Source organism: Kitasatospora sp. NPDC004289 (assembly GCF_053602875.1).
In genome coordinates, this window is sequence record NZ_JBSGEL010000002.1 from 80,244 (window position 1) to 104,042 (window position 23,799).

The following is a 23,799-nucleotide window of genomic DNA, read 5'->3' on the forward strand; positions in this document are numbered from 1 at the left end:
GCTCCGGGTGGTTGATCAGTACACGCGGTCAGCAGATCATATCCATTCACCACTTGTACTCAAGACGGCATCTGACGCACCGTCCGTCTTTCGGACACCGTCCGTCACGTTCGGCGGACGGTGTCCGAACGACCCGTGGAATCAAGCCGTACGGGACTCCAACTCCCGGCGCAGCAGCGCCAGGTCGATCCCCCGGTCGGCGATCACCCGGGCCCCGAGGCCGCCGCCCTCGCGGAGCAGGCCGAGCAGCAGGTGACGCACCGCGATCTCCCGGTCCTTCAACCGCAGCGCCTCCCGCAGCGACAGCTCCAGCACCTTCTTGGCCCGCGGAGTGAACGGGCTGCGGTCGACCACCGCGCTGCGCAGCCAGCCGCGCCGCTTCGGCTCCGCCTGCCCGCCGTCCAGCGCCCCCGCGCCGAACTCCGCCTCCACGGCGGCCCGGACGGCGTCCAGGTCCACCCCGATCGAGGCCAGCGCCTCGGCGTCGCCGTCCGGGCCGCCGACCAGCCGGACCACCTCGGCCCGCGCCGCGGCGTGGTCCAGCCCCAGCTCCACCAGCAGCGCGGCCGCCGGGTCGGACGGATCGGCCAGCATCCCGAGCAGCAGGTGCTCGGTGCCGGTGTACGCGTGGCCCAGCTCCTCCGCCTCGGCCCGGGCCCGCACCACCACCTGACGGGCCGGCACCGTGAACCGTTCGAACATCCCTCAGCCTCCGTCCCGCTTGGCGTGCTTCTTGTGGACGGCCTGCCGGCTGACGCCGAGACAGACCGCGATCTCCTGCCAGGACCACCCCTGGCTCCGCGCGTTCCCGACCTGGAGGTCCTCCAGCCGGTCCGCCAGGTCCCGCAGGGCCCGCACCGCGCGCAGGCCGACCGCCGGGTCACGACTGCCCGCGGCTGCCGCGAGCTGCTTGGTGTCGCTCATGACGTCAACTTTGGTTGACGGCTCGGCATCTGTCAACCCTGGTTGACAAAGACCCCCGCCCGCGCGGCCACCAGTGCGGCCTCGGCCGCCCGGTCGGCGTCCCGCCCGTCCAGCGGCTCGCCGGTCAGGAACAGGCAGTGGTAGAGCGGCGCGGTGGCCGCCCGGACCACCGCCACCGGGTCGGTGCCGTCCGGGAGTTCGCCCCGGACCACGGCCCGCGAGACCAGCGCGGCCGCCTGGCGGTGGCGGGCGGCGAAGAAGGCGTGCAGCGCGGCGGCGCCGCGCTCCGAGCGGAGGGCGGCGGCGATCAGCGCCCTGGGCGTGGCCCCGGCCTCCGGATCGGCGAACACCCGCTGGACCTCACCGGCGAGCAGCCGCAGGTCGCGCTCCACCGAGCCGGCGTCGGGGACGGGCCACTCCCGCTCGGCGGAGCTCTCCAACGCCTGGGCGACCAGCCCGTCCACCCCGCCCCACCGGCGGTAGAGGGTCGCCTTGTGGACGCCGGCGCGGACGGCGACCGCCTCGGCCGTCAGCTGGTCGTAGGGCTTCTCGGTCACCTCCGCCAGGGTCGCGGCGACCACATCGGCCAGGACGCGGGCGCTCCGGCCGCCGGGGCGCTTCTCGGCGGGCTTCGGCTCAGGCTCGTCAGACAAAGTCGACTCCAGTCGCATTAAGGCTTGCCAGCCCTCGGCCGAGCTGGCAGGCTCAGATTAACGCGACGCCCGTCGCCTTAACGAGAGGCACTCTTTGACCGCCACCACCTCCACCACGACCGCCACCGCGACGACCGCCACCGCGACGACCGCCACCGCCGAGATCCATGTCGACGGCCCGGCCGGCCGCCTCGCCGTCCTCGACCACGGCGGCACCGGCCCCGACGTCCTCCTCCTGCACGGCGCCACCCGCACCGCCCTCGACTGGGAGCCGCTGCGCCCACACCTCCCGGGCCTGCGCCTGGCCGCCCCCGACCTGCGCGGCCACGGCCGCTCCGACGGCGACGGCGACCACGGCTGGCCCGCCCTGCTCGCTGACCTGGACGCCGTGATCGCCGCCCTCGGCCTGCACACCCCCTGGCTGGTCGGCCACTCGCTCGGCGGCATGCTCGCCGTCCGCTACGCGGCCACCCGCCCCGGCGCCGTCCGGGGCATCGTCGACCTGGACGGCTTCGGCCCCGGCGTGCCGTCCCTCTACCCCGGCCTCACCGCCGCCGAGGTGACCGAGCGCCGGGCCGAGCAGCTCGCCCTCTTCGCCGCCCTGCCCGCCGAACCCCTCACCGCCGAGGAGTGCGCGGCCCGCGCCCGGGCCCGTGCCGCCCTGCTCGGCACCGACCCCGGCGCCGAGGAGGCCACCGCCCTGCGGGCCCGGACCGCCGACGGCGGCGCCCGCCCCGCCCCGCCCCCGCCGAACTCCCCGCCCTGATGGCTCCCCTGGACGGCTGGGACATGTTCGCCGAGGCCCGCGCGCTGACCTGCCCGGCCCTCTTCGTCCGCGGCGCGGTGCCACCCGCCGTCGACCACCTGCCGCCCCGGCTGGCCGAGTTGACCACCGCCCTGGTCGCCGGGATCGACCGCGAGCTCGCCACCCTCCCGCACACCGCCGACGTGGCGGCCGGCCACCTGCTCCACCTGGAACGCCCCGTCGAGACGGCCCGGCTGATCAGGGAGTTCATCGGGTAGGTTGCCCGGCATGACTGGTACCGCGACCACCGACACGGGAACGGCCACCGGGGCGGGGGCCCTGCTGCGCGGCTGGCGCGAGCGCCGCGGCCTGAGCCAGCTCCAGCTCGCCCTGGGCGCCGACTCCTCCGCCCGGCACATCAGCTTCATCGAGACCGGCCGCTCCCGGCCCGGCCAGGAGCTGCTGCTCCGCCTCGCCGAGCACCTCGACGTCCCGGTCCGCGAGCGCAACTCCCTGCTGCTGGCCGCCGGTTACGCCCCGCACTACGCGGAGACCCCGCTGGACGACCCCGCCCTGGACGCCCTCCGCGAGGGCATGGAGCGCCTGCTGGCCGCCCACGAGCCCTACCCCGCACTGATCGTGGACGGCGGCTACCGGGTGCTGGCCGCCAACCGCGGGATCGGGCTGCTGCTCGACGGGGTCGACCCGGAGCTGCTCACCGAACCGCTGAACGCCATGCGGCTCACCCTGCACCCGCGCGGCATCGCCCCGCGGATCCGCAACCTGCGCCAGTGGCGCGCCCACCTGCTGGAGCAGATGGAGCGTCAGATCGCCCTGGTCCGCTCCGAGACGGTGCGCGCCCTCTTCGAGGAGGTCAGCGCGTACCCGCTGCCCGACACCGTCGACGAGCCCCAGGACGCCCACGAGGTCTTCCCCTTCGCCCTGCCGCTGCGGATCGAGCACGGCGGACGGGTGCTGTCCTTCCTCTCCACCATCGCCACCTTCAACACCCCCACCGACGTGACGGTCTCCGAGCTGGCCATGGAGACCTTCCTCCCGGCCGACCCGGAGACCGCCGCCCACCTGCACTCCCTCATGCCGAGGTAGCCCGCAGCGCCCTCCACTGCAGCACCGCGAAGCCGGCCACCGTGGCCGCCTGCACCGGGATCCACACCATCCCGGCGGTGGTCGGCTCCAGCCACAGCTCCATCGCCACCACGCTCAGCACCGGCCAGACCAGGTTCGCGTCGATCACCGCCTTCACGCCCAGCGGCGCGGGCCGCCGCTGCCCGGCCAGCACCGCGACCAGCGCCGCGTACCCGACCAGGAACACCCCGATCTCCCGGAGCACCCCCTCCGAGACCCCCAGCAGCTCCCCCAGCGGACCGGCGAACACCGCGTACGCCAGCCCGTTCCCACCCGTCACCACCGCGTCCAGCCCCAGCACCTGCCGCAGCCAGCGCTGCGGAGCAGCGACCGAACGGACCACACCGGCAACCGAGTTCACAGCCATGCCGAACCCACCCTCTCGGGACACGATCTCCTTGGAGCCGCTCCCCGGGAGACCCCCGGGGCGGCTGACACCAACTCTGCCGCGCGGCCGGACGGGGGTCGATTACGTCCGAGGTAATGCGGGCCCGCCCAGCTCAGCGGCCCGCCGGGCACCTCACCGGCCCGCCGGGTACCGCTCCCGGGAGACCACCCGGGCCAGGCTCCGCCGCCCCGGATGCGGCCGGTTCTCCGCCGGGTGCCCGAGCGCGACCAGCAGCGCCACCGCGATGTCCTCCCGGCCGCCGACCCCGACCGCGGCCTTCACCGCCTCCTCCTCCCAGCCGTTCATCGGCGAGGTGGCCAGGCCGAGTTCGGTCGCGGCCAGCAGCAGGAAGGAGGCCGCGATCACCGCGTCCTTCACCGCGTACTCCCTGGTCAACCCCCGCTCCTCCAGGTCCAGTTGGAACGCCGTGGACGCCTCCGCGAAGGCCGCCGCGAACTCCTCGTTCCACGCTCCGCTCGCCACCGCCCGGCGCCGCACGTCGGCCCGGTCCTCCCGCCAGGCCTGCGGCTCGGCCAGGAAGACCAGCAGCACCGGCGCCTCCAGCGCCTGCGGCTGCCCTCCGGTGGCGGCGGCCAGCGCCGCCCGGCCCTCCTCGGAGCTGACCACCACGATCGAACGGTCCTGCAGGTTCCAGCTGCTGGGCGCCTCGGCGGCCAGCTCCAGCAGCACGTCCAGATCTCGCTCGGAGACCGGATCGGGCCGGTAGTGACGGACGGTACGGCGGGTGCGGATGGCCTCGGCCACGGACAGCGTCTGCTGAGTGATCGTCATGCCGTCCACTCTCCGGGAGCCACTCTCCAACGGGAAGTAGGCACCTGAAAGTGCGTTACTCTCCGGGCATGACCACCTTCGTGGAAGCCTCCGGCCTGCCCGCCGACACGTACTCCGCCAAGTGCCCGACCCGCCAGGTCATCGACCACATCGCCGGCAAGTGGACGGTCCTGGTGGTGGACGCCCTGCTCGACGGCGGGACGATGCGCTACACCGAGCTCAGCCGCCGGATCGAGGGCGTCTCGCAGAAGATGCTCACCCAGACCCTGCGCACCCTGGAGACCGACGGCTTCGTCACCCGCACCGTCCACCCCACCGTCCCGCCCCGCGTGGAGTACAGACTCACCCCGCTCGGCCTGAGCCTGGCCGAACCGATCAGCGCACTGCGCCGGTGGACCGAGACCCACATCAACGAGATCCTCCGGGCCCGGGCCGGCCACCCGGAGGGGCACTGAGCCCGCGGTCAGAGCGCGGTGAGCCGGAAGGCCAGCCGCCCGAACCGCACCCGGTCACCAGCCCTGACCACCACCGCGCCGGCCACCCGCCGCTCGTTCACGAAGGTGCCGTTGCTGGAGCCGAGGTCGTGCAGCACCCACTCGTAGCCCTCCAGCCGCAGCTCCGCGTGGTGCCGGGACACGGTGGCGTCGCCCAGCCGCAGCCCGGAGCCGGAGATCCGGCCGATCCGCAGCACCGTCACCCCGGGCCCGGGCAGCCCCAGGCCCGGCAACTCCTCCGCCCGCCAGCTCCGCCGCAGCCCGACCCGCAGGGCCGAGGCCCGTGCCACGGTGCGCAGCAGGAACCGGGAGACCGGATCGTGCGCGTCCAAGTCGCCGACCACGTCGTCGAGTTCGGCCTTGGTCCGGGCGGTGAGCACCAGCTCCATCCGCCGGATGAAGGTGTCGTGGGAGAGCCGCCCCACGCCCACCCCTTCGCGCAGCACCTCCAGCGCACGGTCCCGCTCCGCTTCGGACGGCCGTACCAGCGCGGTGCGGAACTCGAGTGACGCCATGTCAGCGATTCTCCGCGCCGCCCACCGGCCCTGTCCAGCACCGGTCGGCACGACGGAGGCGGGCCCCGACCACCAGGTGGTCGGGGCCCGCCTCGACGGTCCGGCTCGGGGTCAGCTGCAGCCGCTGGTGGAGCCGCAGCCCTCGCAGAGGTAGCAGCTGCCGGCCCGGCGCATCTTGGTGCCGCAGGAGAAGCAGAGCGGCGCGTCGGCGTTGAGGCCGAGCTGGATCTCCATCAGTTCGGTGGAGTTGTGCGCCTGCTTCGGGGCGGCGGCGGCCGGGGCGACCGGGGCCGCCTGGATGACCACCGGGGCGGGGGCCGGGACGGACTGGGCCAGGCCCTCGACGTCCACGTCCTCCGAGTCAATCGGCTCGTAGGAGCCGGTCTCCAGGTGCCGGGTGCGCTCCTCGACGGAGTGGATGCCCAGCGCGGAGCGGGTCTCGAAGGGCAGGAAGTCCAGCGCCAGGCGGCGGAAGATGTAGTCGACGATCGACTGCGCCATCCGCACGTCCGGGTCGTCGGTCAGACCGGCCGGCTCGAAGCGCATGTTGGTGAACTTCGCGACGTAGGTCTCCAGCGGGACCCCGTACTGCATGCCGACCGAGACCGCGATCGAGAAGGCGTCCATCATGCCCGCGAGGGTCGAGCCCTGCTTGGACATCTTCAGGAAGACCTCGCCCAGACCGTCGTCCGGGTAGGAGTTGGCGGTCATGTAGCCCTCGGCGCCGCCCACCGTGAAGGAGGTGGTGATGCCGGGACGGCCCTTCGGGAGGCGCTTGCGGACCGGGCGGTACTCGACCACCGGAGCCGGAGCGGCCGCGGCGGCCGGGGCCTCGACGGCCGGGGCGTCCTTCTTCTTGGCCGAGAGCGGCTGGCCGACCTTGCAGTTGTCACGGTAGATGGCGAGTGCCTTGACGCCGAGCTTCCACGCCTCGAAGTAGATCTCCTCGATCTCCTCGACGGTGGCGGCCTCGGGCATGTTGACGGTCTTGGAGATGGCACCGGAGATCCACGGCTGGATCGCCGCCATCATCCGCACGTGGCCCATCGCGGAGATGACCCGCTCGCCCATCGCGCAGTCGAAGACCTCGTAGTCGGCCGGCTTCAGGCCGGGCGCGTCCACCACGTTGCCGTGCTCGGAGATGTGGGCGACGACCGCCTCGATCTGCTCCTGCTGGTAGCCGAGGCGCTTGAGGGCGCGCGGCACGGTGTTGTTCACGATCTGCATCGAGCCGCCGCCGACCAGCTTCTTGAACTTCACCAGCGCCAGGTCCGGCTCCACGCCGGTGGTGTCGCAGTCCATCATCAGGCCGATGGTGCCGGTCGGGGCCAGCACGGAGGCCTGCGCGTTACGGAAACCGTTCTGCGCGCCGAGGCGGAGCACGTCGGCCCAGGTCTCGGTGGCGGCGGCCCAGACGGGGGCGTCCAGGTCGTCGTAGGAGTGCGCGGCGGCGTTGGCGTCGGCGTGCTGCCGCATGACCTGCTGGTGCGGGGCCGCGTTGCGGGCGTAGCCGTCGTACGGGCCGACCACGCCGGCCAGCTCGGCGCCGCGGCGGTAGGCGGTGCCGGTCATCAGCGAGGTGATGGATCCGGCCAGCGCGCGGCCGCCCTCGGAGTCGTAGGCGTGGCCGGTGGCCATCAGCAGGGCGCCGAGGTTGGCGTAGCCGATTCCCAGCTGGCGGTAGGCGCGGGTGGTCTCGCCGATCTTCTCGGTCGGGAAGTCGGCGAAGCAGATGGAGATGTCCATCGCGGTGATGACCAGCTCGACCACCTTGGCGAAGGTGGTGGCGTCGAAGGAGTCGTCGTCGCGCAGGAACTTCATCAGGTTGAGCGAGGCGAGGTTGCAGCTGGAGTTGTCCAGGTGCATGTACTCGGAGCAGGGGTTGGACGCGTTGATCCGGCCCGACTCCGGGCAGGTGTGCCAGTGGTTGATCGTGGAGTCGTACTGGATGCCCGGGTCGGCGCAGGCCCAGGCCGCCTCGGCCATCTTGCGGAAGAGCTTCTTGGCGTCGACGGTCTCGATGACCTCGCCGGTCATCCGGGCCCGCAGGCCGAACTCGGTGCCGTTCTCGACCGCGGTCATGAACTCGTCGGAGACCCGGACGGAGTTGTTGGCGTTCTGGTACTGGACGGACGTGATGTCGTCGCCGCCCAGGTCCATGTCGAAGCCCGCGTCGCGCAGCGCGCGGATCTTCTCCTCCTCCTTCACCTTGGTGTCGATGAAGGCCTCGACGTCCGGGTGGTCCACGTCCAGGACGACCATCTTGGCCGCGCGGCGGGTGGCGCCACCGGACTTGATGGTGCCGGCCGAGGCGTCGGCGCCGCGCATGAAGGAGACCGGGCCGGAGGCGTTGCCGCCGGAGGAGAGCAGCTCCTTGGAGGAGCGGATGCGGGAGAGGTTCAGGCCGGCTCCGGAGCCGCCCTTGAAGATCATGCCCTCTTCCTTGTACCAGTCGAGGATCGACTCCATGGAGTCGTCGACGGCCAGGATGAAGCAGGCCGAGACCTGCTGGGGCTGCTTGGTGCCGACGTTGAACCAGACCGGCGAGTTGAAGCTGAAGACCTGGTGGAGCAGCGCGTGGGTGAGCTCGTGCTCGAACACCTCGGCGTCCTCGACCGTGGCGAAGTAGCCGTTCTTCTCGCCGGCGGCGCGGTAGGTGAGCACCACGCGGTCGATGATCTGCTTGAGGCTCCACTCGCGCTGCGGGCTGCCCACCGCGCCGCGGAAGTACTTCGAGGTCACGATGTTGACCGCGTTCACCGACCAGAAGTCGGGGAACTCGACGCCGCGCTGCTCGAAGTTGACCGACCCGTCACGCCAGTTGGTCATGACGACGTCGCGGCGCTCCCAGGTGACCTGGTCGTAGGGGTGCACGCCCGGAGTGGTGTAGATGCGTTCGATCCGCAGGCCGCCCTTGGGAGCCTTGCCGGCCCCCTTGGCAGCCTTCGACCCGCGTGCGGACCCGCTCGTGGTGTCGGTCACTTCTCGCTTCTCCTCTAGGGCAAATCCCCCAATGTCCCATTATCAGATGGGTCTGGGGGTGGACGGCAGTGTTCAGCGCACCGTTTTCGGGCACGCCTGACACCCGGGCCGACTGGCTAGGTCAGTAGGTCAGGGCGCGGTGGAGAGGACAGCGACGTCACCCTCCACGGGAAGAGGCTGCTCGGCGCGGAGCTCCGCGATGGCGGCCTCGAAGTCTTCGAGATCGTTGAAGGCCCGGTACACCGACGCGAAGCGCAGGTAAGCGACCAGGTCGAGTTCCTTGAGTGGGCCGAGTATGGCAAGCCCCACGTCGTGGGTCGAGAGTTCGGCGCTGCCGGATGCCCGGACGCACTCCTCGACCCGCTGCCCGAGCTGGGCCAGCGCGTCCTCCGTGACCGGACGACCCTGACAGGCCTTGCGGACACCGGTGATCACCTTCGACCGGGAGAACGGCTCGGTCACCCCGCTGCGCTTGACCACCATCAGCGTGGCGGTCTCGACGGTGGTGAAACGGCGGCCGCAGTCGGGACACTGGCGGCGACGGCGGATGGAACTCCCGTCGTCACTGGCTCTGCTGTCCACGACCCGGCTGTCCGGATGCCGACAGAAGGGGCAGTGCATCGGGAACTCCCTCGACGGCGACAGCGGACTGGACCAGCCTACACCGACCACAAGGGGTGGGCTCGACCGCGAACCTATGCCCTAGATGTTGTGGTCGCATCCCGACGCGCCGCTGTGTTCTAGACTTATCGAGTCGAACACTTAAGCGATGTACACCCAAGGCCTTGATCGAGTCAGCCCGACTCGAATAAATTCACTCGAACGTGTGTTTGGCGCAACCTTTCGATCGGTGCCCCTGTTGAGCTGGGAAAGAGGGCCAGCAGTCGGAAGGAACCGCCGTGAACACTCTCGAAGCCAAGACCTCCATCCCGGTGCAGGAGCGTTCCGCGCGCACCGCCGACCAGGAGAGCGTGGACCACACCATGAGCCGGAGCCAGCCGATCGAGCACTCCGCCGCCCAGGACGACGTCCTCGGCCAGCCCGCCCCGACCCGCGCGATGCCGGGCCGCCCGCCGGGCATCCGCACCGACGAGGCCGGGCTGACGGAGCGCCAGCGCCGGGTCATCGAGGTCATCCGGGACTCGGTCCAGCGGCGCGGCTACCCGCCGTCCATGCGGGAGATCGGCCAGGCCGTGGGGCTCTCCTCCACCTCCTCGGTCGCCCACCAGCTGATGGCCCTGGAGCGCAAGGGCTTCCTGCGGCGTGACCCGCACCGGCCCCGCGCCTACGAGGTCCGCGGCGTCGAGGTCGCCCGGCCGAACACCGCCGAGGCGGCGGGCCGGCCCTCCACCTCCTACGTCCCGCTGGTCGGCCGGATCGCCGCCGGCGGTCCGATCCTGGCCGAGCAGACGGTCGAGGACGTCTTCCCGCTGCCCCGTCAACTGGTCGGCGAGGGCGAGCTGTTCGCGCTCACCGTGCGGGGCGACTCGATGATCGAGGCCGCGATCTGCGACGGTGACTGGGTCACGGTGCGGCGCCAGCCGGTCGCCGAGAACGGGGACATCGTCGCGGCGATGATCGACGGCGAGGCCACCGTCAAGCGCCTCAAGCGCGAGGACGGCAAGATCTGGCTGATGCCCCACAACCCGGCCTACGAGCCCATCCCGGGCGACAACGCCACCATCCTCGGCAAGGTCGTCGCGGTCCTCCGCCGCCTCTGAGCTGCGCAGGCGGTAGTGGTTGCACCAGGGGCGCGGGACTCTGCTCATGTGCGGCTCCGCCGCGCGGGCGCGCAGAGGACCGGCAGCACCACCAAGCGGTAAGTGGTTACACCAGGGGCGCGGGGAACTGCGCGCGGTGGAAAGGCAGCACCTGCAACTGGCCGACGGTGGGTCAGTTGCAGGTGAGTTGCCTTCCGCCTCGCGCCGTTCCTCGCGCCCCTGGCGTAACCACGTACAGCCTCGCGCCCCTGGCGTGTGCCTACTGGCTGGTGCGCTTGGCCACCGGCTTGACCGGGGGTGCGGAGGCGTCGATGGCGGCGAGGGAGCGGCGGACCTGGTTGCGGTCGTCGGTGTACCAGAAGTCGGGCATCGAGGACTTGAAGAAGCCGCCGTAGCGCTTGGTCGCCACCCGCGGGTCGAGCACCGCGACCACGCCGCGGTCCTCCGCCGCACGGACCAGTCGGCCGGCGCCCTGCGCCATCAGCAGCGCCGCGTGGGTGGCGGCCACCGCCATGAAGCCGTTCCCGCCCCGTGCCTCGACGTCCTTCTGACGGGCGCTCATCAGCGGGTCGTCCGGCCGCGGGAACGGGATCCGGTCCATCACCACCAGCTGGCAGGCGGAGCCGGGCACGTCGACGCCCTGCCAGAGCGACAGCGTCCCGAACAGGCAGGTCGAGGAGTCCGAGGCGAACTCCCGGATCAGCTCGCCCAGGGTGTCCTCGCCCTGGAGCAGGATCCGGTGGTCCAGCCGCTCCCGGAGCGCCTCCGCCGCCGCCTTGGCGCCGCGCATGGAGGAGAACAGCCCGAGCGTGCGCCCGCCCGCCGCGTCGATCAGCTCGGCCAACTCGTCGAGCATCTGCGGGCGTTCGAGGTCCCGCCCGGGCTCGGGGAGGTGGCGGGCGACGTACAGGATGCCCTGCTTGGGGTAGCTGAACGGGGAGCCGACGTCCAGGCCCCGCCAGTACGGCGGGGTGGTCTCGTCCTGGACCAGCTCCGGCTCGTCCTCGCGCCGGACGTCCGGGAGGCGGCCCTCGGCCGGGAGGCCGAGCGAGGCGGCCACGCCGGTGAAGTCGCCGCCGAGCTTGAGGGTGGCGGAGGTGAGGACGACCGAGCGTTCCTTGTACAGGGCCTCCCGGAGCAGGCCGGAGACGCTCAGCGGGGCGACCCGCAGGGAGGCGGTGCCGGGGCCGAAGCGGTCGGTGCGCTCGATCCAGACGACGTCGTACTCGGAGCCCTCCAGCAGCCGGTCGGCGGTCTCGTGCAGGCTCTCCGCCGAGGCCATCGCCTGCTTGCGGACGGCGTCCTCGTCGGTGAGCGCCTTGTCCCTGGTCTCGCCCAGGGAGGTGATGATCTGGCGGGCGGCGTCGCGGATGGCGGTGACCGCGTAGCCGAGGTACTCGGGGAGCTCGCCCTCGACCCGGCCGGGCTGGGCGGTCTCCATCAGGCCGTGGTAGTTCTCGGCGGCGGCCTGGAGGGCGTCCACCGCCTTCTCGTTGGCCAGCCTGGCGGCGCGCTTGACGGCCCGGTTGACGGCGCCGACGGTGAGCTCGCCGGTGGCGGCGCCGGTCACCCGGTTCACCAGCTCGTGGGCCTCGTCGACGATCAGCAGGCCGTGCTCGGGGAGGACCGGGGCACCCTCGATGGCGTCGATGGCGAGCATCGCGTGGTTGGTGACCACCACGTCGGCCAGCTTGGCCCGCTCACGGGCCTGCTCGGCGAAGCACTCCTGGCCGTAGGCGCACTTGGTGGCGCCCAGGCACTCCCTGGAGGTCACCGACAGCTGGGCCCAGGCCTTGTCGGAGACGCCCGGCGACATGTCGTCGCGGTCCCCCGTCTCGGTCTCCTCGGCCCACTCGCGCAGCCGCAGCACGTCCTGGCCGAGCTTGCCGGTGGGGCCGCCGAGGGCCTCGACCGGATCGAAGAGGCCCTCGCCCTCGTCGCTCGGGGTGCCCTCGTGGACGCGGTGCAGGCAGACGTAGTTGGAGCGCCCCTTGAGCATGGCGAACTGCGGACGGCGCCGCAGCACCGGGTGCAGCGCCTCCACGGTGCGCGGCAAGTCCCGCTCCACCAGCTGGCGTTGGAGCGCCAGCGTGGCGGTGGCCACCACCACCTTGTCCCCGTGCGCGAGCGCGGGGACGAGGTAGGCGAGGGACTTTCCGGTGCCGGTGCCGGCCTGCACCAGGAGGTGCTCGCCGCTGCCCACCGCGTCGGCGACGGCGGAGGCCATCGCGACCTGACCCGGGCGCTCGACACCCCCGACGGCCTGGACGGCGGTGTGCAGCAGCTCCGGGAGCGCGGCGCGGGTGACGGGCGCCGGGGCCTCGGCGGTGCCGGGCAGGGCCTGGGGTGCGGAGTCGTTCGTCATGGCCCGCCCAGCCTACGGCGTGGGAGTGACAATCCGGTCCTGCCTGGCCGGGGCCGGAGCGGGGACCGAGCCGCCGAGGTGGAGCGGATTGGGCACCTGGCCGTGCACGGCGGCGTGCGGACGCTCCGGGCGGTCCCGGTAGCCGTCCAGCAGCAGCCGGTTCCGGTTCAGGCAGAGCCGGTCGATCCGCGGGGTGAAGAGGTCGAAGAGCCGGAAGCGGTCGCCGAGTTCGGGGAAGCGCCGCTGGTGGGCGGTGATCCGCTCGCGCAGCAGCTCCCAGAACTCGCTCTCCGGGACGCCGAGCTGACGCTCGAACAGCGGGGCCAGGTAGCGGAAGACCCCGATGAACAGGCCGGAGTGCAGGAACTGGCAGAGGAAGGCCGGGGGTTCGCGCAGCAGCACCCCTCCGACCTCCTCCGGCAGGCCGTCCAGTTCGGGCAGCGGCTGGTCGCTGATGTTGACGTCGTCGACGAAGTCCTTGACCGCGAGGCGGGCCGGGGCGTCGTGCTGGTCGAAGACGATGATGGCGTTCTCGCCGTGCGGGGAGAAGACGGTGCCGTACTTGTAGAGGAAGTGCAGCAGCGGCGGCAGCATCACGGCGAACAGCCGGCGCAGCCAGTCCCGGGCGGGCAGCCCGGAGCGGGCGACCAGCTCGGCCACCAGGGCGCGGCCGTCCGAGCCGGTCTGGAGCAGCGAGGCCAGGGTGCGGGCCCGCTCGTGCGGGGCCAGGTGCCGGCCGAGCGGCTCGCGCCAGATGGCGCCGAGCAACTCCTTGTACTGGTAGGGGACTTCCGGCAGGTCCCGGTAGAGCGGATGGTCCACGGTGACGGAGGCGATCTCGCCCAGCAGGATCACCCGGCACTCGTCGCGCAGGAACGGGTCGCCGTCCCGCAGGCCGTGGATCCAGGAGGTGACCGCGGGGGCGGCCAGCGTGCGCTCGGTCGGCAGGCCGCGCCAGACCAGGGTGTTGAGCACCGAGAGCGGGAGCTTGACGGTGCAGCGCTCGGGGTGGCTGAGGTTGAAGAAGCTGCGGATGGACTGCTGGGGCAGCCGCAGGTCCCCGTCGCTGGGCAGCGGGACGATCAGGCCCTCGGCGATCCAGGGGGCGAAGAGCGGCAGCAGCACCTCGTCCCACTGCCAGGGGTGGACCGGGAGCAGCAGGAAGTCCGGGCCCGCCAGCGCGCGGAACTCCGGGCTCAACTCCTGCTCGTAGAGCTCGTCCTGGCCGCGGTACTCGGCCAGGCTGCGGTGCACCGCCAGCCAGGGCAGCCGCTGCGGCTTCCGGGCCTCCGGGGTCCAGTCGGCGGAGTCCCGGGCGGAGAGGCCGAGCCGGCCCTTGTTCGGCACGATCCAGGGGTGACCGCCCTGCCGCCCCTCCAGGCCGACGTGGTCCAGGTCGGCCAACTCGGCGGCGGTGAGCTCCTCGGCCAGCAGCCCGGCGTCGGCCATCAGGGTGGCGGTCAGCTCGCGGACCAGGTGGCCGACGGTGTCCCCGGAGAGCCCGAGGGTGGTGCGGGCCAGCTGGAGCAGCCGCAGCGGGTCCCCCGCCGGGTCGGCCGCGCAGACCACCGACGCCGGGTCCACCAGCCAGCTCCCGTAGGCGCCCCGGCGGGCGGTGAACCGGTAGACGGCGCCCGGGAGTTCGAGCCGGTAGCCGTCGCCGTCCGGCTCGGGGACGAAGAGCTCCTCGTAGGCGAACTCGCCGATCATCTTGGCCAGCATCGCCCGGCGGGCCCGTTGCCAGAGCGCTGCGGTGAGCTGCGCTGGTCGGTGGAGCTCAGTGGGTGACAGCGGCACGGTTCGCCTCCTGCGGGCGTGGGAGCGCGGGGACGGGCACACCGCCGGGTCGGGCGGTGTGGACGGGCGGGGCGAAGCTGGTCCAGGCGGTGCGGTCGGGCAGCTGGTGCACGGTGCGGCCGGTGACGGCGTTCAGGATCACGGCGGCCCGGTGGGCGCCGAGCCCGAGGTCGGGTGTGCCGACCCCGTGAGTGTGCAGCTCCGCGTTCTGCACGTACAGACCGCCGGTCAGCCCGGGCCGGGTGGCGACCCGGTGGTCCAGGTCCACCTTGAACCGGCCCTGCTCGTCCCAGTCGATCAGCTCGGCCACCGGGTCCAGCGCGGCCGGGCGGACCGCCCGGTAGCCGGTGGCCAGCACCACGGCCTCGGTGCGGACCACGTGCGCGGCCCCCGAATCGCCCTGGCGGCAGACCAGTTCGAAGCCGCCGCAGGGCCCGGCCAGTGCCTCGGTGACGGCGGTGCCGGGGCGGATCTCCACCGGGTCGGCGTCCATCGGGCGGCCGATGGTCCGCTCGTAGAGCAGGTCGTGGATCTCGGCCAGGGTCTCCGCGCTGGCCGCCTTGTGCAGCTGCCACTGCTCGTGCACCAGCCGGTCGCGGACCTCACCGGGCAGGGTGTGGAAGTGCCGGGTGTAGTCGGGGGTGAAGTGCTCCAGGCCGAGCTTGGAGTACTCCATCGGGGCCAGTGCCCTGGTCCGGGTGAGCCAGCGCAGGCGGGTGCCGTCGGTGCCGCGGGTGCGCAGCAGGTCGAGGAAGACCTCGGCGCCGGACTGGCCGGAGCCGACCACGGTGACGTCCTTCGCCCCGTCGAGGCGGTGACGGTTGGTCAGGTAGCCGTCCGAGTGCCAGACCTGCGGGTGGCCGCGGAGCGCGGCGAAGGCCTCCGGGACCACCGGTTCGGTGCCGACGCCGAGCACCAGGTTGGCCGCCCGGTGCTCGGCGCCGCCGGCCGTCACCCGGTAGAACCCCTCCTCGGGCTCCCAGTGCACGGCGGTGACGGGAGCGCCGAAGCGGCAGTTGGGCAGCCGCTCGGCGGCCCAGCGGCAGTAGTGGTCGTACTCGCGGCGGGCCAGTTGGAAGCGCTCGGCGAAGTAGAACGGGAAGAGCCGCTGCTGCTCGCGCAGGTAGTTGAGGAAGGACCAGGGGTTGGTGGGGTCCACCAGCGAGACCAGGTCGGCCAGGAACGGCACCTGCATCCGGGCCCCGTCCACCAGCATCCCGTGGTGCCAGCGGAACTCCTCCCTGGCGTCGCAGAACAGCGTGCGCAGCCCGTCCACCCGGTCGGCCAGCGCGGCCAGCGAGAGGTTGAACGGGCCGATGCCGACGCCGAGCAGGTCGTACGGTTCGGGCTGCGGGTTGTCCATCTCGTCCTAGCCTCGGCAGGTCACGGGAGCGGGGTGCGGGGTCGTGGGGCAGCGGGTCGTGGAGCGCGCCGTCGCGGGGGCGCCGGTCACTGACGCAGCATCAGCGCGGCGCGCTTCTCGGGCAGCTCCAGCTCGGCGACGGCGGTGAAGCCGGCCCGCTCGAAGGCCCGCAGCGACGCGGTGTTGGTCAGGTCCGGTTCGGCCACCAGGCGGCTGTGGTCCGGGGCGGCCAGCAGCTCCTCGGCCAGCGCGGCCAGCAGCACCGCGCCCAGCCCCCGCCCCCGGTGCTCAGGCGGGCCGATCAGCAGGTGCAGGCCGGTGTCCCCGGGCTCGGCCGGGTAGTGGTCGGCCAGCCGGTCGGCCTCGGCCCGGTAGAGCTCCCAGTAGCTCATCGGGGTGCCGTCCAGCAGCCCCAGGTACGGGGTGCTGTGGCTGCCGGGGGCCAGCTGCGGGGCGAGGTGGGCCGCGGTGGTCTCCGGAGGTCCGGCCAGTTCCCAGTAGCGGCTGACCGCCGGATCGTTCATCCAGCCGGCCAGCAGCGCCAGGTCGCGCTCCAGGGCCACCGGGCGCAGCTCGAACTCCCCCGCCGGGGTGGACGTCACCAGGGTGGAGGTCCTCACCGGGCCGCCACCGGGTTGGGGATGTCCACGTAGACGGACTGGGTGGCGACCGGGCCGACCAGCTCGTCCATCCCGTTCAGCCGGGTGAGCAGGTTGGCCTTGCAGTGCAGCTGCTCGCTGCCGAGCAGCAGCGCGGGCAGCCCCGAGCCGGTGGCGGCGGCCTGCGGGCCGGCCAGGAAGCCGCGCAGCGCGGCCAGCAGCACGGGCTCCTCGGCCAGGCCCTGGGAGCCGAAGGCGCCGATCAGGCCGAGCACGTGGTTGATGCCGAGGTAGTAGGCGAAGTGCTTGTCGATCACCCGGTCCGGCAGGAAGGTGTCGCTCTCCCGTCCGATCCCCGGCAGCCTGGCCTCCAGCCGGGCGGCCGCGGACTCGCGGAAGTAGTAGCCCTGGTTGTCCCGGTAGCGGCCGCCGACCGGCCAGCCGGCCTGGTCCAGCAGCACCAGGCTGTTCTGCTGGTGCGCCTCCAGGGCGATGCCGCCCCGCCCGTCCAGCCAGAGCACCGGGAGCACCACGGCGTCCAGGTAGCGCAGGAACCACTCGGTGGCCACGGTCTGCACCGTCCGCCCGCTGACGGCGGCCAGACGCCGCACCACCGTGCCGAGCCGGGAGGAGACCCGCTCCCCGTACGGGCGCTCGGCGACCAGCCCGGCCACGCAGAGCGCCCGGTCCCGCAGTCCGAACGGCTGCTGACGGAGCACCACGTCCAGCCCGTTCGGGTCGGCGCCGCCGGGCAGGTCCACCCCGAGCCAGGCGGGGTCGCGGACGATGTCGAAGCCCGGGTGGGCGGCCTGCCACTCGGCGGCCAGGCCGGTCTCCAGCAGGCGGTGCACCTCCAGGCCGCGCAGCAGCTCCTTGCGGAGGTTCTCCCGGCGGGAGTTGGTGATCCGCAGGCCGAGCGAGAGCTTGAGCATCCACGGGGTGCCGGGGCGGCAGACGGTGCGCACCGAGGAGGTCGGGTGCCAGGGCTCGCCCTGCTCGCCCAGGTCGTGCAGGGCGCCGCTCGCCAGCAGCCCGGCGATCTCCGGCCGGAGCGCCAACTCGCTTGCCTGCCAAGGGTGCAGGGGAAGCGCGGCGGTACCATCCGGCAGCCGGACGCCGTCCCCGAGCAGCCGGGCGGTGAGCTGCTCGGCCGGGACGCCGACCGCCGAGCCGGAGGCCAGCAGCTCCTGGGAGACCGCGAACCAGTGCAGCCGGAAGGAGCCGCGCAGCTCCGGCGAGTACGCGGCGCTCTGGGCCGGCCCGAGACCGTCGCGGCTCTTCGGGGTCGGGTGCAGCGGATGCCCGAGCAGCAGCGCCTGCTCCGCCTCCAGGAAGGGCCAGGCCTCCTCGGCCGCGTCCGCGGCGCTCCCCCGGTGACCCAGGATCTCGGCGGTGCGCAGCACCGAGTCGGCCACCCGGGCCGCCAGATCGGTGAGTTGGCCGGCCTCGGGCCGTTCGGCGGTGGCGCCCGCCACCAGGGTCGCCACCGTGACCACGTCCACCGGCAGCCCGGCCAGGGTCACCTCGCCGAAGCGGTGCCACCCGGCCGGCGACCAGTACCGGACCGGCGCGGCCAGCTCGGCCGCCCCTCCCAGCACCGGCACCCGGAGCACCCCGTCCGGCCCCGGACGTGCGCCCGTCTCCCTGGTCCAGCAGCGCAGCAGGCTCTCCGTCCCGGCCTGCTCGGCGGCCACCGCGGGGTCGGCATCGAGCAGTCTGTCCCGGACCGGCCGCACGGCGGCGGACCCGGCGGATCGGACGGACGGGGCTCCGGCGGAGGCGGCAGTGCTCAGGACGGTGCTCAAGGCTGCTCCTTGGGGCGAGCGGAGGTGCGGGCGCCGGGAGTACGGGAGAACGGCTTCGGGGCGACGCCGGAAGCGGCGTCGGGGGAACGGCCGAGGCGCGTGGGGCCGAGGGCGCCGACGTGCCCAGCGAACTGCCCGCTGCCGGGTGATCACAAGATCAGCTCACTCGTTGTGGTGAACCTCAAGCGATCACTCACCCGTTGGAGTGGCCCGCTCCGGACCGACACGGTGCCGCACCGAGCCGCTCCGTACCCCGCTCCGTGACCTGGCGGTGGGAGAATCTCCCCGCAGTGTCCACGGGGGACGACGGGGGGACGGACAGTGGGATCGACGTCGATACGCACCGCGGTGACGGCAGTGGTGGTGGGGGCCGCCCTGCTCACCGGGTGCGGCAGCACGACCGGGGGGACGTCGCACGACTGGAAGCTGCCGGCCGCCGAGCGCAGCCGGTGGCAGGGTGAACTCTCGGAGCGCTGGGCCAAGTTGAAGGACTGGCGGCCGGAGGACTGGGACCGCTGGGCCCGCGAGCACGTCTTCCGCAACCCGGTGGTCCGCGACCTGTGGGAGCCGGAGCGGATGACCACCGCCGAGCCCCAGCAGCCCGGCCCGCCGCTCACCGAACCGGCCGCGGGCCGCGACCCGGCCGGACGCGACCTGAGCGACCCCGAGCCGACCGCCGTGCAGGCCGTCCCGGTGGAGCGCCCGTACACCCGCTACCCGGCCTCCGGGAAGGTCTTCTCCACCGCCCCGGGCGGCGGCACCGGCCAGTGCTCGGCCACCGTGGTCGCCGACCCGGCCCGGCCAGGGAAGAGCAACCTGGTCTGGACGGCGGGGCACTGCGTCCACGAGGGGGCGGGCGGCGGCTGGTTCCGCAACCTCATCTTCGTTCCGGCCTACAACAGTTCGGGGGCCGCGAGCAGCAAGAAGAAGCCCACCATGGCCGAGGTGGCACCGCTCGGACAGTGGTGGGCGGACCAGGTGATCAGCTCCCCGCAGTGGATCGCCGAGGGCGGCCACAGCGGCAGCGCGGCCAACCAGTACGACTTCGCCGTCCTGCGGGTGCACAACCCGGATGGCGACGGGCGCTCACTGGAGGAGACGGTCGGCACTGCGGTACCCGTCTGGTTCGACGCGCCGCGGGACCAGCTCTCCATCTCGGCCTGGGGCTACCCCTCGTCGAAGCCGTACGACGGGCGGGAGTTGAACCGCTGCGACGGCGGCCGTCCGGTCCGGCTGTCGTTCGATCCGGCGAGGCCGCCCATGCTCAGCATCGGCTGCACCATGACCGCCGGCTCCAGCGGCGGCGGCTGGTTCGCCACCATGCCGGACGGTCGCACCGCCCTGGTCAGCAACACCTCGATCGGCAACCTCGCCCACACCGCCCTCAACGGCCCGTACCTGGAGTCGGTCGCCCGCCAGGCCCTGGAGTACGTCTCGCGGAAAACGTGAAGCCGGGGGCGCAAGGAAGGTACGTGGTAATGCCGGGGGCGCGAGGAACTGCGCGGGCTGGAAAGGCAGCACCTGCAACTGGCCGATGATGGGTCAGTTGCAGGTGAGCTGCCTTCCACCCCGCGCAGTTCCTCGCGCCCCTGGTGTAACCACTACCCGGTGCGCTGCCGCGAACGTCAGCTGGTGACGACCGCGTAGCGCTCGAGCTCGGCGGCCAGTTCGGCCGCGACCTTGGCGTGCAGCAGGGTGCCGTCGGCGGTGTGCTCCGCGGAGATCGGCTCGCCCTCGGCGTGCACCCGGGAGACCAGGTCCCCACGGGTGTACGGGATCAGCGCGCGGACCTCGATGGCCGGCCGCGGCAGCTCCTTGTCGATGAGCTGGAGCAGCTCGTCCATGCCCTGCCCGCTGCGGGCCGACACCACGATGGCGTGCGGCTCGCGCCGCAGCAGCCGCTGGAGCACCAGCGGATCCGCCGCGTCGGCCTTGTTGATCACCACGATCTCCGGCACGTTCTGCGCGTCGACCGAGACGATCACCTCGCGGACGGCGGCCAGCTGGGTCTCCGGCTCGGGGTGCGAGCCGTCGACCACGTGCAGGATCAGGTCGGCCTCGGCGACCTCCTCCATGGTCGAGCGGAAGGCCTCGACCAGGTGGTGGGGCAGGTGCCGGACGAAGCCGACCGTGTCGGCCAGGGTGTAGATCCGGCCGCTCGGGGTCTGGGCCCGGCGGACGGTCGGGTCCAGGGTGGCGAACAGCGCGTTCTCCACCAGGACGCCGGCCCCGGTCAGGCGGTTGAGCAGCGAGGACTTGCCGGCGTTGGTGTAGCCGGCGATGGCCACCGAGGGGATCTGGTTGCGACGGCGCTCCTGGCGCTTGGTGTCGCGGCCCTTCTTCATGTCGGCGATCTCGCGGCGCAGCTTCGCCATCTTCTCCCGGATGCGGCGCCGGTCGGTCTCGATCTTGGTCTCACCGGGACCACGGGTGGCCATGCCGCCGCCGGAGGAGCCGGAGCCACCACCACCCATCTGCCGGGACAGCGACTGACCCCAGCCGCGCAGGCGGGGCAGCATGTACTGCATCTGGGCGAGCGAGACCTGGGCCTTGCCCTCCCGGCTCTTGGCGTGCTGGGCGAAGATGTCGAGGATCAGGGCCGTCCGGTCGACGACCTTCACCTTGACGACGTCCTCCAGCTGGATCAGCTGGCCCGGGGTCAGCTCACCGTCGCAGACCACGGTGTCGGCGCCGGTGGAGGCGACGATGTCGCGCAGCTCCTTGGCCTTGCCGGAGCCGATGTAGGTGGCGGGGTCGGGCTTGTCACGGCGCTGGATCACGCCGTCGAGCACCTCGGAGCCGGCCGTCTCGGCGAGGGCGGCGAGCTCGGCCAGCGAGTTCTCCGCCTCCTCGGCCGTGCCGTCGGTCCAGACCCCGACGAGCACCACGCGCTCCAGGCGGAGCTGGCGGTACTCGACCTCGGTGACGTCCTGGAGTTCGGTGGAGAGTCCGGCGACGCGGCGCAGCGCGGCGCGCTCGCTCCGGTCGTACTGCTCACCGTCGTACCGGTCGAAGGCCTCGTCGTTCGCCGCGAGGTCCTCGTCCATCAGGGCTTCCGCCCGGAGGTCCGCGATCCGGCTGGCGGAGTCGCGGTTTTCGTTGCGGCTGTCGAACGTGGAGGTCAATCTCATCCTTAGGTAGAGCGGGAGGGGCCGGTGCGGCCCGCGCACCGAGGAGTCTGCCCCGTATGTCGCCCCGATACCACGTGGCGAGTCGAGCTACCCCTCAAGGCCGTGACCGGCACCGGAACCACTTCGTCCGGTGAACGCCACGGACCGGCCGTGAATTCCCCCCGATGGTCGCACGCCCGCCGCCACCCGGTCACCCTCATTTCGCCGGGCCACTCCCACCCGGTACACGTCGTAGACCCCGGAGACCCGCAGCATCGCCCGCATCAGCACCGGCAGCACGGCGGCGTCCGGCAGCTCGACGGTGTAGGTGTGCCGGACCCGGAGCTGCTGCGGGGGCTCCACCTCGGCCGCCGTGATGCCGACGCCCTCGGCCGACATCGCCGCCGTCAGGTCGGCCAGCAGGCGGGGGCGGTTCAGCGCCTCGGCCCGCAGGGTGGCCCGGAAGCCCTCGGCCGGGCGGGCGCCCGGCACCCAGCGGGGCCGCACCGGCACCCGGCCCTCGGCCCGCAGCTGCTCGGCCGCCGGACAGCCCGTGCGGTGCACCGCCACGGTGCCTCCCCGGATCGGGTAGCCGGTCACCTCGTCCGGCGGCACCGGAGTGCAGCAGCGGGCCAGCCGGGCCTGCACCCGGGGCAGGCCGGGGACCGTGACCGCCGGCTCGCCCCGGTCGGCGGCGGGCGGCGCGGGCGGGACGGGGGGCTGCACCGGCTCCGGTGCCGGGTCCTCGGCCACGGCCGGGTGGCCGGCCAGCCAGCGCTCGATCGCCAACCGGGCGGCCGGGGTGCGGGCGTGCTCCAGCCACTCGGCCGCAGGGCCGGACGGCTCCCCGCTCTCCTCGGTCAGCACCGCGACCACGTCCCCGTCGGCCAGCGGGGTGCGCAGCGCCACCAGGCGTCCGTTCACCCGGGCGCCCAGACAGCGGTGGCCGGTCTCCTCGCCGAGCAGGTACGCGGCGTCCACGCAGGTGGCCCCGGCCGGCAGGTGCAGCGTCTCGCCCTGCTCGGTGACGGCGGTGATCTCCCGGTCGTCCGAGAGGTCGGAGGTGAGCGCCGACCAGAAGGTGTCCGGGTCCGGTGTCTCCTGCTGCCACTCCAGCAGCCTGGTCAGCCAGCCCGGGCGTCCCGGGTCGGTCTCCTCGCCGCCCTCCGCCGCCTGGTGCGGGTCGCCCAGCGCGACCACGCCCGTCTCCGCCACCCGGTGCATCCGCCGGGTGCGCACCAGCACCTCGGCCACCTCACCGCCCGGCAGGGCCACGGCGGTGTGCAGCGACTGGTAGAGGTTGAACTTGGGCGCGGCCACGAAGTCCTTGAACTCGCCCGGCAGCGGGGTCCAGCAGGTGTGCAGCTCGCCGAGCACCGCGTAGCAGTCGGCGTTCTCCTCCACCACCACCAACAGCCGCCCGAAGTCGGCCGGTTGGAGCTGCTGGGGCAGTCCGTCCGGGCCGGCCGCGGCGGTCCGCTTCAGCAGCACCCGGTGGACGGAGACCGCGTGCCGCGGCCGGACCGTCACCTCGGCGGCGACCTTGGCCTCGGCGAGCTGACGGGTCAACGCCTCGGCGAAGGGCTGCAGCAGCTCGTCCGGCCGCTCCTCGTAGGCGGTGATCAGCGCCCTGGTGCGGGCGTACTCCTCCGGGTGCAGGGTGGCGAAGACGATGTCCTCCAACTCCGCCTTCAGCACCTGGATCCCGAGCCGCTCGGCGAGCGGGATCAGCACGTCGCGGGTGACCTTGGCGATCCTGATCCGGCTGGCCGGCTTCATGTGACGGATCGTCCGCATGTTGTGCAGGCGGTCGGCCAGCTTGATGACCATCACCCGGACGTCGTCGCCGGTGGCCACCAGCATCTTCCGGAAGGTCTCCGCCTCGGCGGCGGCGCCGAAGTCCACCTTCTCCAACTTGGTGACGCCGTCCACCAGGTAGGCCACTTCCGGGCCGTACTCCTCGGCGACCTGATCCAGCGTCACCTCGGTGTCCTCGACCGTGTCGTGGAGGATGGACGCCACCAAGGTCGTCGTCCCGGCGCCGAGTTGGGCCAGGATCATGGTGACGGCGAGCGGGTGGGTGATGAACGGCTCACCGCTCTTGCGGGTCTGGCCGCGGTGGCTCTCCTCGGCGGTGCGGTAGGCCCGTCCGAGCAGGGCCAGATCGGCGTTGGGGTGGTGGCGGCGGTGGGCCTGCACGATCGGCTCGATCGCGTCCGGCAGCGGGGTCCGGTCGGTGGCCAGCAGCGCGGCCCGCCCCGCCCGTCCCAGGGCGACCCGGTTGAGGCGCACCAACGCGCGCCTCCCCACCTCGGCATCGACGGTCATCCGCACCTCCGGCAGCGATGGTCCATGCTACCGAGCACAGCACGTTCCGCACCCGCCCGCCCCCGTACCGTC

Annotated in this window: 20 protein-coding genes and 1 pseudogene; 6 read left to right on the forward strand and 15 right to left on the reverse strand. The window is 72.8% G+C overall.

The genetic code is table 11. From position 1 onward, the window contains the following. Positions 1–141 precede the first annotated feature (141 nt). From ACWEPF_RS01870 to ACWEPF_RS01880, 3 genes are read right to left on the reverse strand one after another with little or no spacing between them, the layout of a single operon-like run. Positions 142–702: a Clp protease N-terminal domain-containing protein gene (locus tag ACWEPF_RS01870; protein ID WP_452170986.1), complete on the reverse strand. Its 561-nt coding sequence runs from the start codon at positions 700–702 to the stop codon at positions 142–144. 3 nt (positions 703–705) lie between these two features. Then, the gene (locus tag ACWEPF_RS01875; RefSeq protein ID WP_345286444.1) at positions 706–924 is read right to left on the reverse strand and encodes an RNA polymerase subunit sigma-70; all 219 of its coding nucleotides are present in this window, start codon (positions 922–924) and stop codon (positions 706–708) included. 32 nt (positions 925–956) lie between these two features. Then, positions 957–1,577: a TetR/AcrR family transcriptional regulator gene (locus ACWEPF_RS01880; RefSeq protein ID WP_452170987.1), complete on the reverse strand. Its 621-nt coding sequence runs from the start codon at positions 1,575–1,577 to the stop codon at positions 957–959. Between the two features lie 94 nt (positions 1,578–1,671). Between ACWEPF_RS01880 and ACWEPF_RS01885 the strand changes: the two genes are divergently transcribed. The 3 genes from ACWEPF_RS01885 to ACWEPF_RS01895 are packed head-to-tail and all read left to right on the forward strand — an operon-like array spanning position 1,672 to position 3,429. After that, entirely contained in the window at positions 1,672–2,343 is a 672-nt protein-coding gene (locus ACWEPF_RS01885; RefSeq protein WP_452170988.1) for an alpha/beta fold hydrolase, read from the forward strand. Next, positions 2,343–2,600, forward strand: a complete 258-nt coding sequence (locus ACWEPF_RS01890) for an alpha/beta fold hydrolase (RefSeq protein WP_452170989.1) — start codon at positions 2,343–2,345, stop codon at positions 2,598–2,600. Before ACWEPF_RS01885 ends, ACWEPF_RS01890 begins: the two co-directional genes overlap by 1 nt. Before the next feature lie 10 nt (positions 2,601–2,610). After that, positions 2,611–3,429, forward strand: coding sequence for a helix-turn-helix domain-containing protein (locus ACWEPF_RS01895; RefSeq protein WP_452170990.1), 819 nt, complete (start codon positions 2,611–2,613; stop codon positions 3,427–3,429). Here ACWEPF_RS01895 and ACWEPF_RS01900 read toward each other — a convergent pair. After that, on the reverse strand, positions 3,416–3,835 hold the full coding sequence (locus ACWEPF_RS01900) for a hypothetical protein (protein ID WP_452170991.1): 420 nt from the start codon (positions 3,833–3,835) through the stop codon (positions 3,416–3,418). The genes ACWEPF_RS01895 and ACWEPF_RS01900 overlap by 14 nt on opposite strands. Positions 3,836–3,988: 153 nt before the next feature. Further along, the gene (locus tag ACWEPF_RS01905) at positions 3,989–4,648 is read right to left on the reverse strand and encodes a nitroreductase family protein (RefSeq protein WP_452170992.1); all 660 of its coding nucleotides are present in this window, start codon (positions 4,646–4,648) and stop codon (positions 3,989–3,991) included. Positions 4,649–4,716: 68 nt separating this feature from the next. On the opposite strand from ACWEPF_RS01905, the gene ACWEPF_RS01910 reads away from it, so the two are divergent. Beyond that, a complete protein-coding gene (locus ACWEPF_RS01910; protein WP_452170993.1) occupies positions 4,717–5,103 on the forward strand; it encodes a winged helix-turn-helix transcriptional regulator in 387 nt (128 codons plus the stop codon). Positions 5,104–5,111: 8 nt separating this feature from the next. Here the strand turns inward: ACWEPF_RS01910 and ACWEPF_RS01915 are convergent, their stop codons facing one another. From ACWEPF_RS01915 to nrdR, 3 genes are all read right to left on the reverse strand, one after another. Then, positions 5,112–5,657, reverse strand: coding sequence for an FHA domain-containing protein (locus tag ACWEPF_RS01915; protein WP_345286430.1), 546 nt, complete (start codon positions 5,655–5,657; stop codon positions 5,112–5,114). A gap of 111 nt (positions 5,658–5,768) precedes the next feature. Then, positions 5,769–8,639, reverse strand: a complete 2,871-nt coding sequence (locus tag ACWEPF_RS01920) for a vitamin B12-dependent ribonucleotide reductase (protein WP_452170994.1) — start codon at positions 8,637–8,639, stop codon at positions 5,769–5,771. 129 nt (positions 8,640–8,768) lie between these two features. Continuing rightward, the gene (nrdR, locus tag ACWEPF_RS01925; protein ID WP_380149847.1) at positions 8,769–9,260 is read right to left on the reverse strand and encodes a transcriptional regulator NrdR; all 492 of its coding nucleotides are present in this window, start codon (positions 9,258–9,260) and stop codon (positions 8,769–8,771) included. 431 nt (positions 9,261–9,691) lie between these two features. Here nrdR and lexA point away from each other — a divergent pair. Beyond that, positions 9,692–10,360 (forward strand): annotated as a pseudogene (gene lexA / locus ACWEPF_RS01930) (transcriptional repressor LexA); the annotation flags it as partial. A 259-nt stretch (positions 10,361–10,619) separates the two neighbouring features. On the opposite strand, the gene ACWEPF_RS01935 reads toward lexA, so the two are convergent. The 5 genes from ACWEPF_RS01935 to ACWEPF_RS01955 all read right to left on the reverse strand — a co-directional run bounded on the left by ACWEPF_RS01935 (position 10,620) and on the right by ACWEPF_RS01955 (position 18,220). Next, on the reverse strand, positions 10,620–12,725 hold the full coding sequence (locus ACWEPF_RS01935; protein ID WP_452170995.1) for an ATP-dependent DNA helicase: 2,106 nt from the start codon (positions 12,723–12,725) through the stop codon (positions 10,620–10,622). Between the two features lie 12 nt (positions 12,726–12,737). Then, the gene (locus ACWEPF_RS01940) at positions 12,738–14,447 is read right to left on the reverse strand and encodes an IucA/IucC family protein (RefSeq protein WP_452171077.1); all 1,710 of its coding nucleotides are present in this window, start codon (positions 14,445–14,447) and stop codon (positions 12,738–12,740) included. Between the two features lie 55 nt (positions 14,448–14,502). Beyond that, a complete protein-coding gene (locus ACWEPF_RS01945; RefSeq protein ID WP_452170996.1) occupies positions 14,503–15,885 on the reverse strand; it encodes a lysine N(6)-hydroxylase/L-ornithine N(5)-oxygenase family protein in 1,383 nt (460 codons plus the stop codon). An 86-nt stretch (positions 15,886–15,971) separates the two neighbouring features. Continuing rightward, entirely contained in the window at positions 15,972–16,487 is a 516-nt protein-coding gene (locus tag ACWEPF_RS01950; RefSeq protein WP_452170997.1) for a GNAT family N-acetyltransferase, read from the reverse strand. Positions 16,488–16,501: 14 nt separating this feature from the next. Continuing rightward, on the reverse strand, positions 16,502–18,220 hold the full coding sequence (locus ACWEPF_RS01955; protein ID WP_452171079.1) for an IucA/IucC family protein: 1,719 nt from the start codon (positions 18,218–18,220) through the stop codon (positions 16,502–16,504). Positions 18,221–18,637: 417 nt separating this feature from the next. On the opposite strand from ACWEPF_RS01955, the gene ACWEPF_RS01960 reads away from it, so the two are divergent. After that, positions 18,638–19,738: a trypsin-like serine peptidase gene (locus ACWEPF_RS01960; protein WP_452170998.1), complete on the forward strand. Its 1,101-nt coding sequence runs from the start codon at positions 18,638–18,640 to the stop codon at positions 19,736–19,738. Between the two features lie 176 nt (positions 19,739–19,914). Here ACWEPF_RS01960 and hflX read toward each other — a convergent pair whose 3' ends face one another. Together hflX and ACWEPF_RS01970 are read right to left on the reverse strand one after the other, a co-directional pair. Next, positions 19,915–21,414 (reverse strand): GTPase HflX, encoded by a 1,500-nt coding sequence (gene hflX, locus ACWEPF_RS01965; protein WP_452170999.1) that lies wholly within the window; start codon positions 21,412–21,414, stop codon positions 19,915–19,917. A gap of 93 nt (positions 21,415–21,507) precedes the next feature. Then, complete coding sequence (locus ACWEPF_RS01970) at positions 21,508–23,727, reverse strand: RelA/SpoT family protein (protein ID WP_452171000.1); 2,220 nt, start codon at positions 23,725–23,727, stop codon at positions 21,508–21,510. Positions 23,728–23,799 lie beyond the last annotated feature (72 nt).

Excerpts from the sequence above, each read along its gene's own strand:
- ACWEPF_RS01870 (WP_452170986.1), bottom strand. The coding sequence starts at position 702 with ATGTTCGAACGGTTCACGGTGCCGGCCCGTCAGGTGGTGGTGCGGGCC.
- ACWEPF_RS01875 (WP_345286444.1), bottom strand. The coding sequence starts at position 924 with ATGAGCGACACCAAGCAGCTCGCGGCAGCCGCGGGCAGTCGTGACCCG.
- ACWEPF_RS01890 (WP_452170989.1), top strand. The coding sequence starts at position 2,343 with ATGGCTCCCCTGGACGGCTGGGACATGTTCGCCGAGGCCCGCGCGCTG.
- ACWEPF_RS01895 (WP_452170990.1), top strand. The coding sequence starts at position 2,611 with ATGACTGGTACCGCGACCACCGACACGGGAACGGCCACCGGGGCGGGG.
- ACWEPF_RS01900 (WP_452170991.1), bottom strand. The coding sequence starts at position 3,835 with ATGGCTGTGAACTCGGTTGCCGGTGTGGTCCGTTCGGTCGCTGCTCCG.
- ACWEPF_RS01905 (WP_452170992.1), bottom strand. The coding sequence starts at position 4,648 with ATGACGATCACTCAGCAGACGCTGTCCGTGGCCGAGGCCATCCGCACC.
- ACWEPF_RS01910 (WP_452170993.1), top strand. The coding sequence starts at position 4,717 with ATGACCACCTTCGTGGAAGCCTCCGGCCTGCCCGCCGACACGTACTCC.
- ACWEPF_RS01915 (WP_345286430.1), bottom strand. The coding sequence starts at position 5,657 with ATGGCGTCACTCGAGTTCCGCACCGCGCTGGTACGGCCGTCCGAAGCG.
- nrdR (WP_380149847.1), bottom strand. The coding sequence starts at position 9,260 with ATGCACTGCCCCTTCTGTCGGCATCCGGACAGCCGGGTCGTGGACAGC.
- ACWEPF_RS01935 (WP_452170995.1), bottom strand. The coding sequence starts at position 12,725 with ATGACGAACGACTCCGCACCCCAGGCCCTGCCCGGCACCGCCGAGGCC.
- ACWEPF_RS01940 (WP_452171077.1), bottom strand. The coding sequence starts at position 14,447 with ATGCTGGCCAAGATGATCGGCGAGTTCGCCTACGAGGAGCTCTTCGTC.
- ACWEPF_RS01945 (WP_452170996.1), bottom strand. The coding sequence starts at position 15,885 with ATGGACAACCCGCAGCCCGAACCGTACGACCTGCTCGGCGTCGGCATC.
- ACWEPF_RS01970 (WP_452171000.1), bottom strand. The coding sequence starts at position 23,727 with ATGACCGTCGATGCCGAGGTGGGGAGGCGCGCGTTGGTGCGCCTCAAC.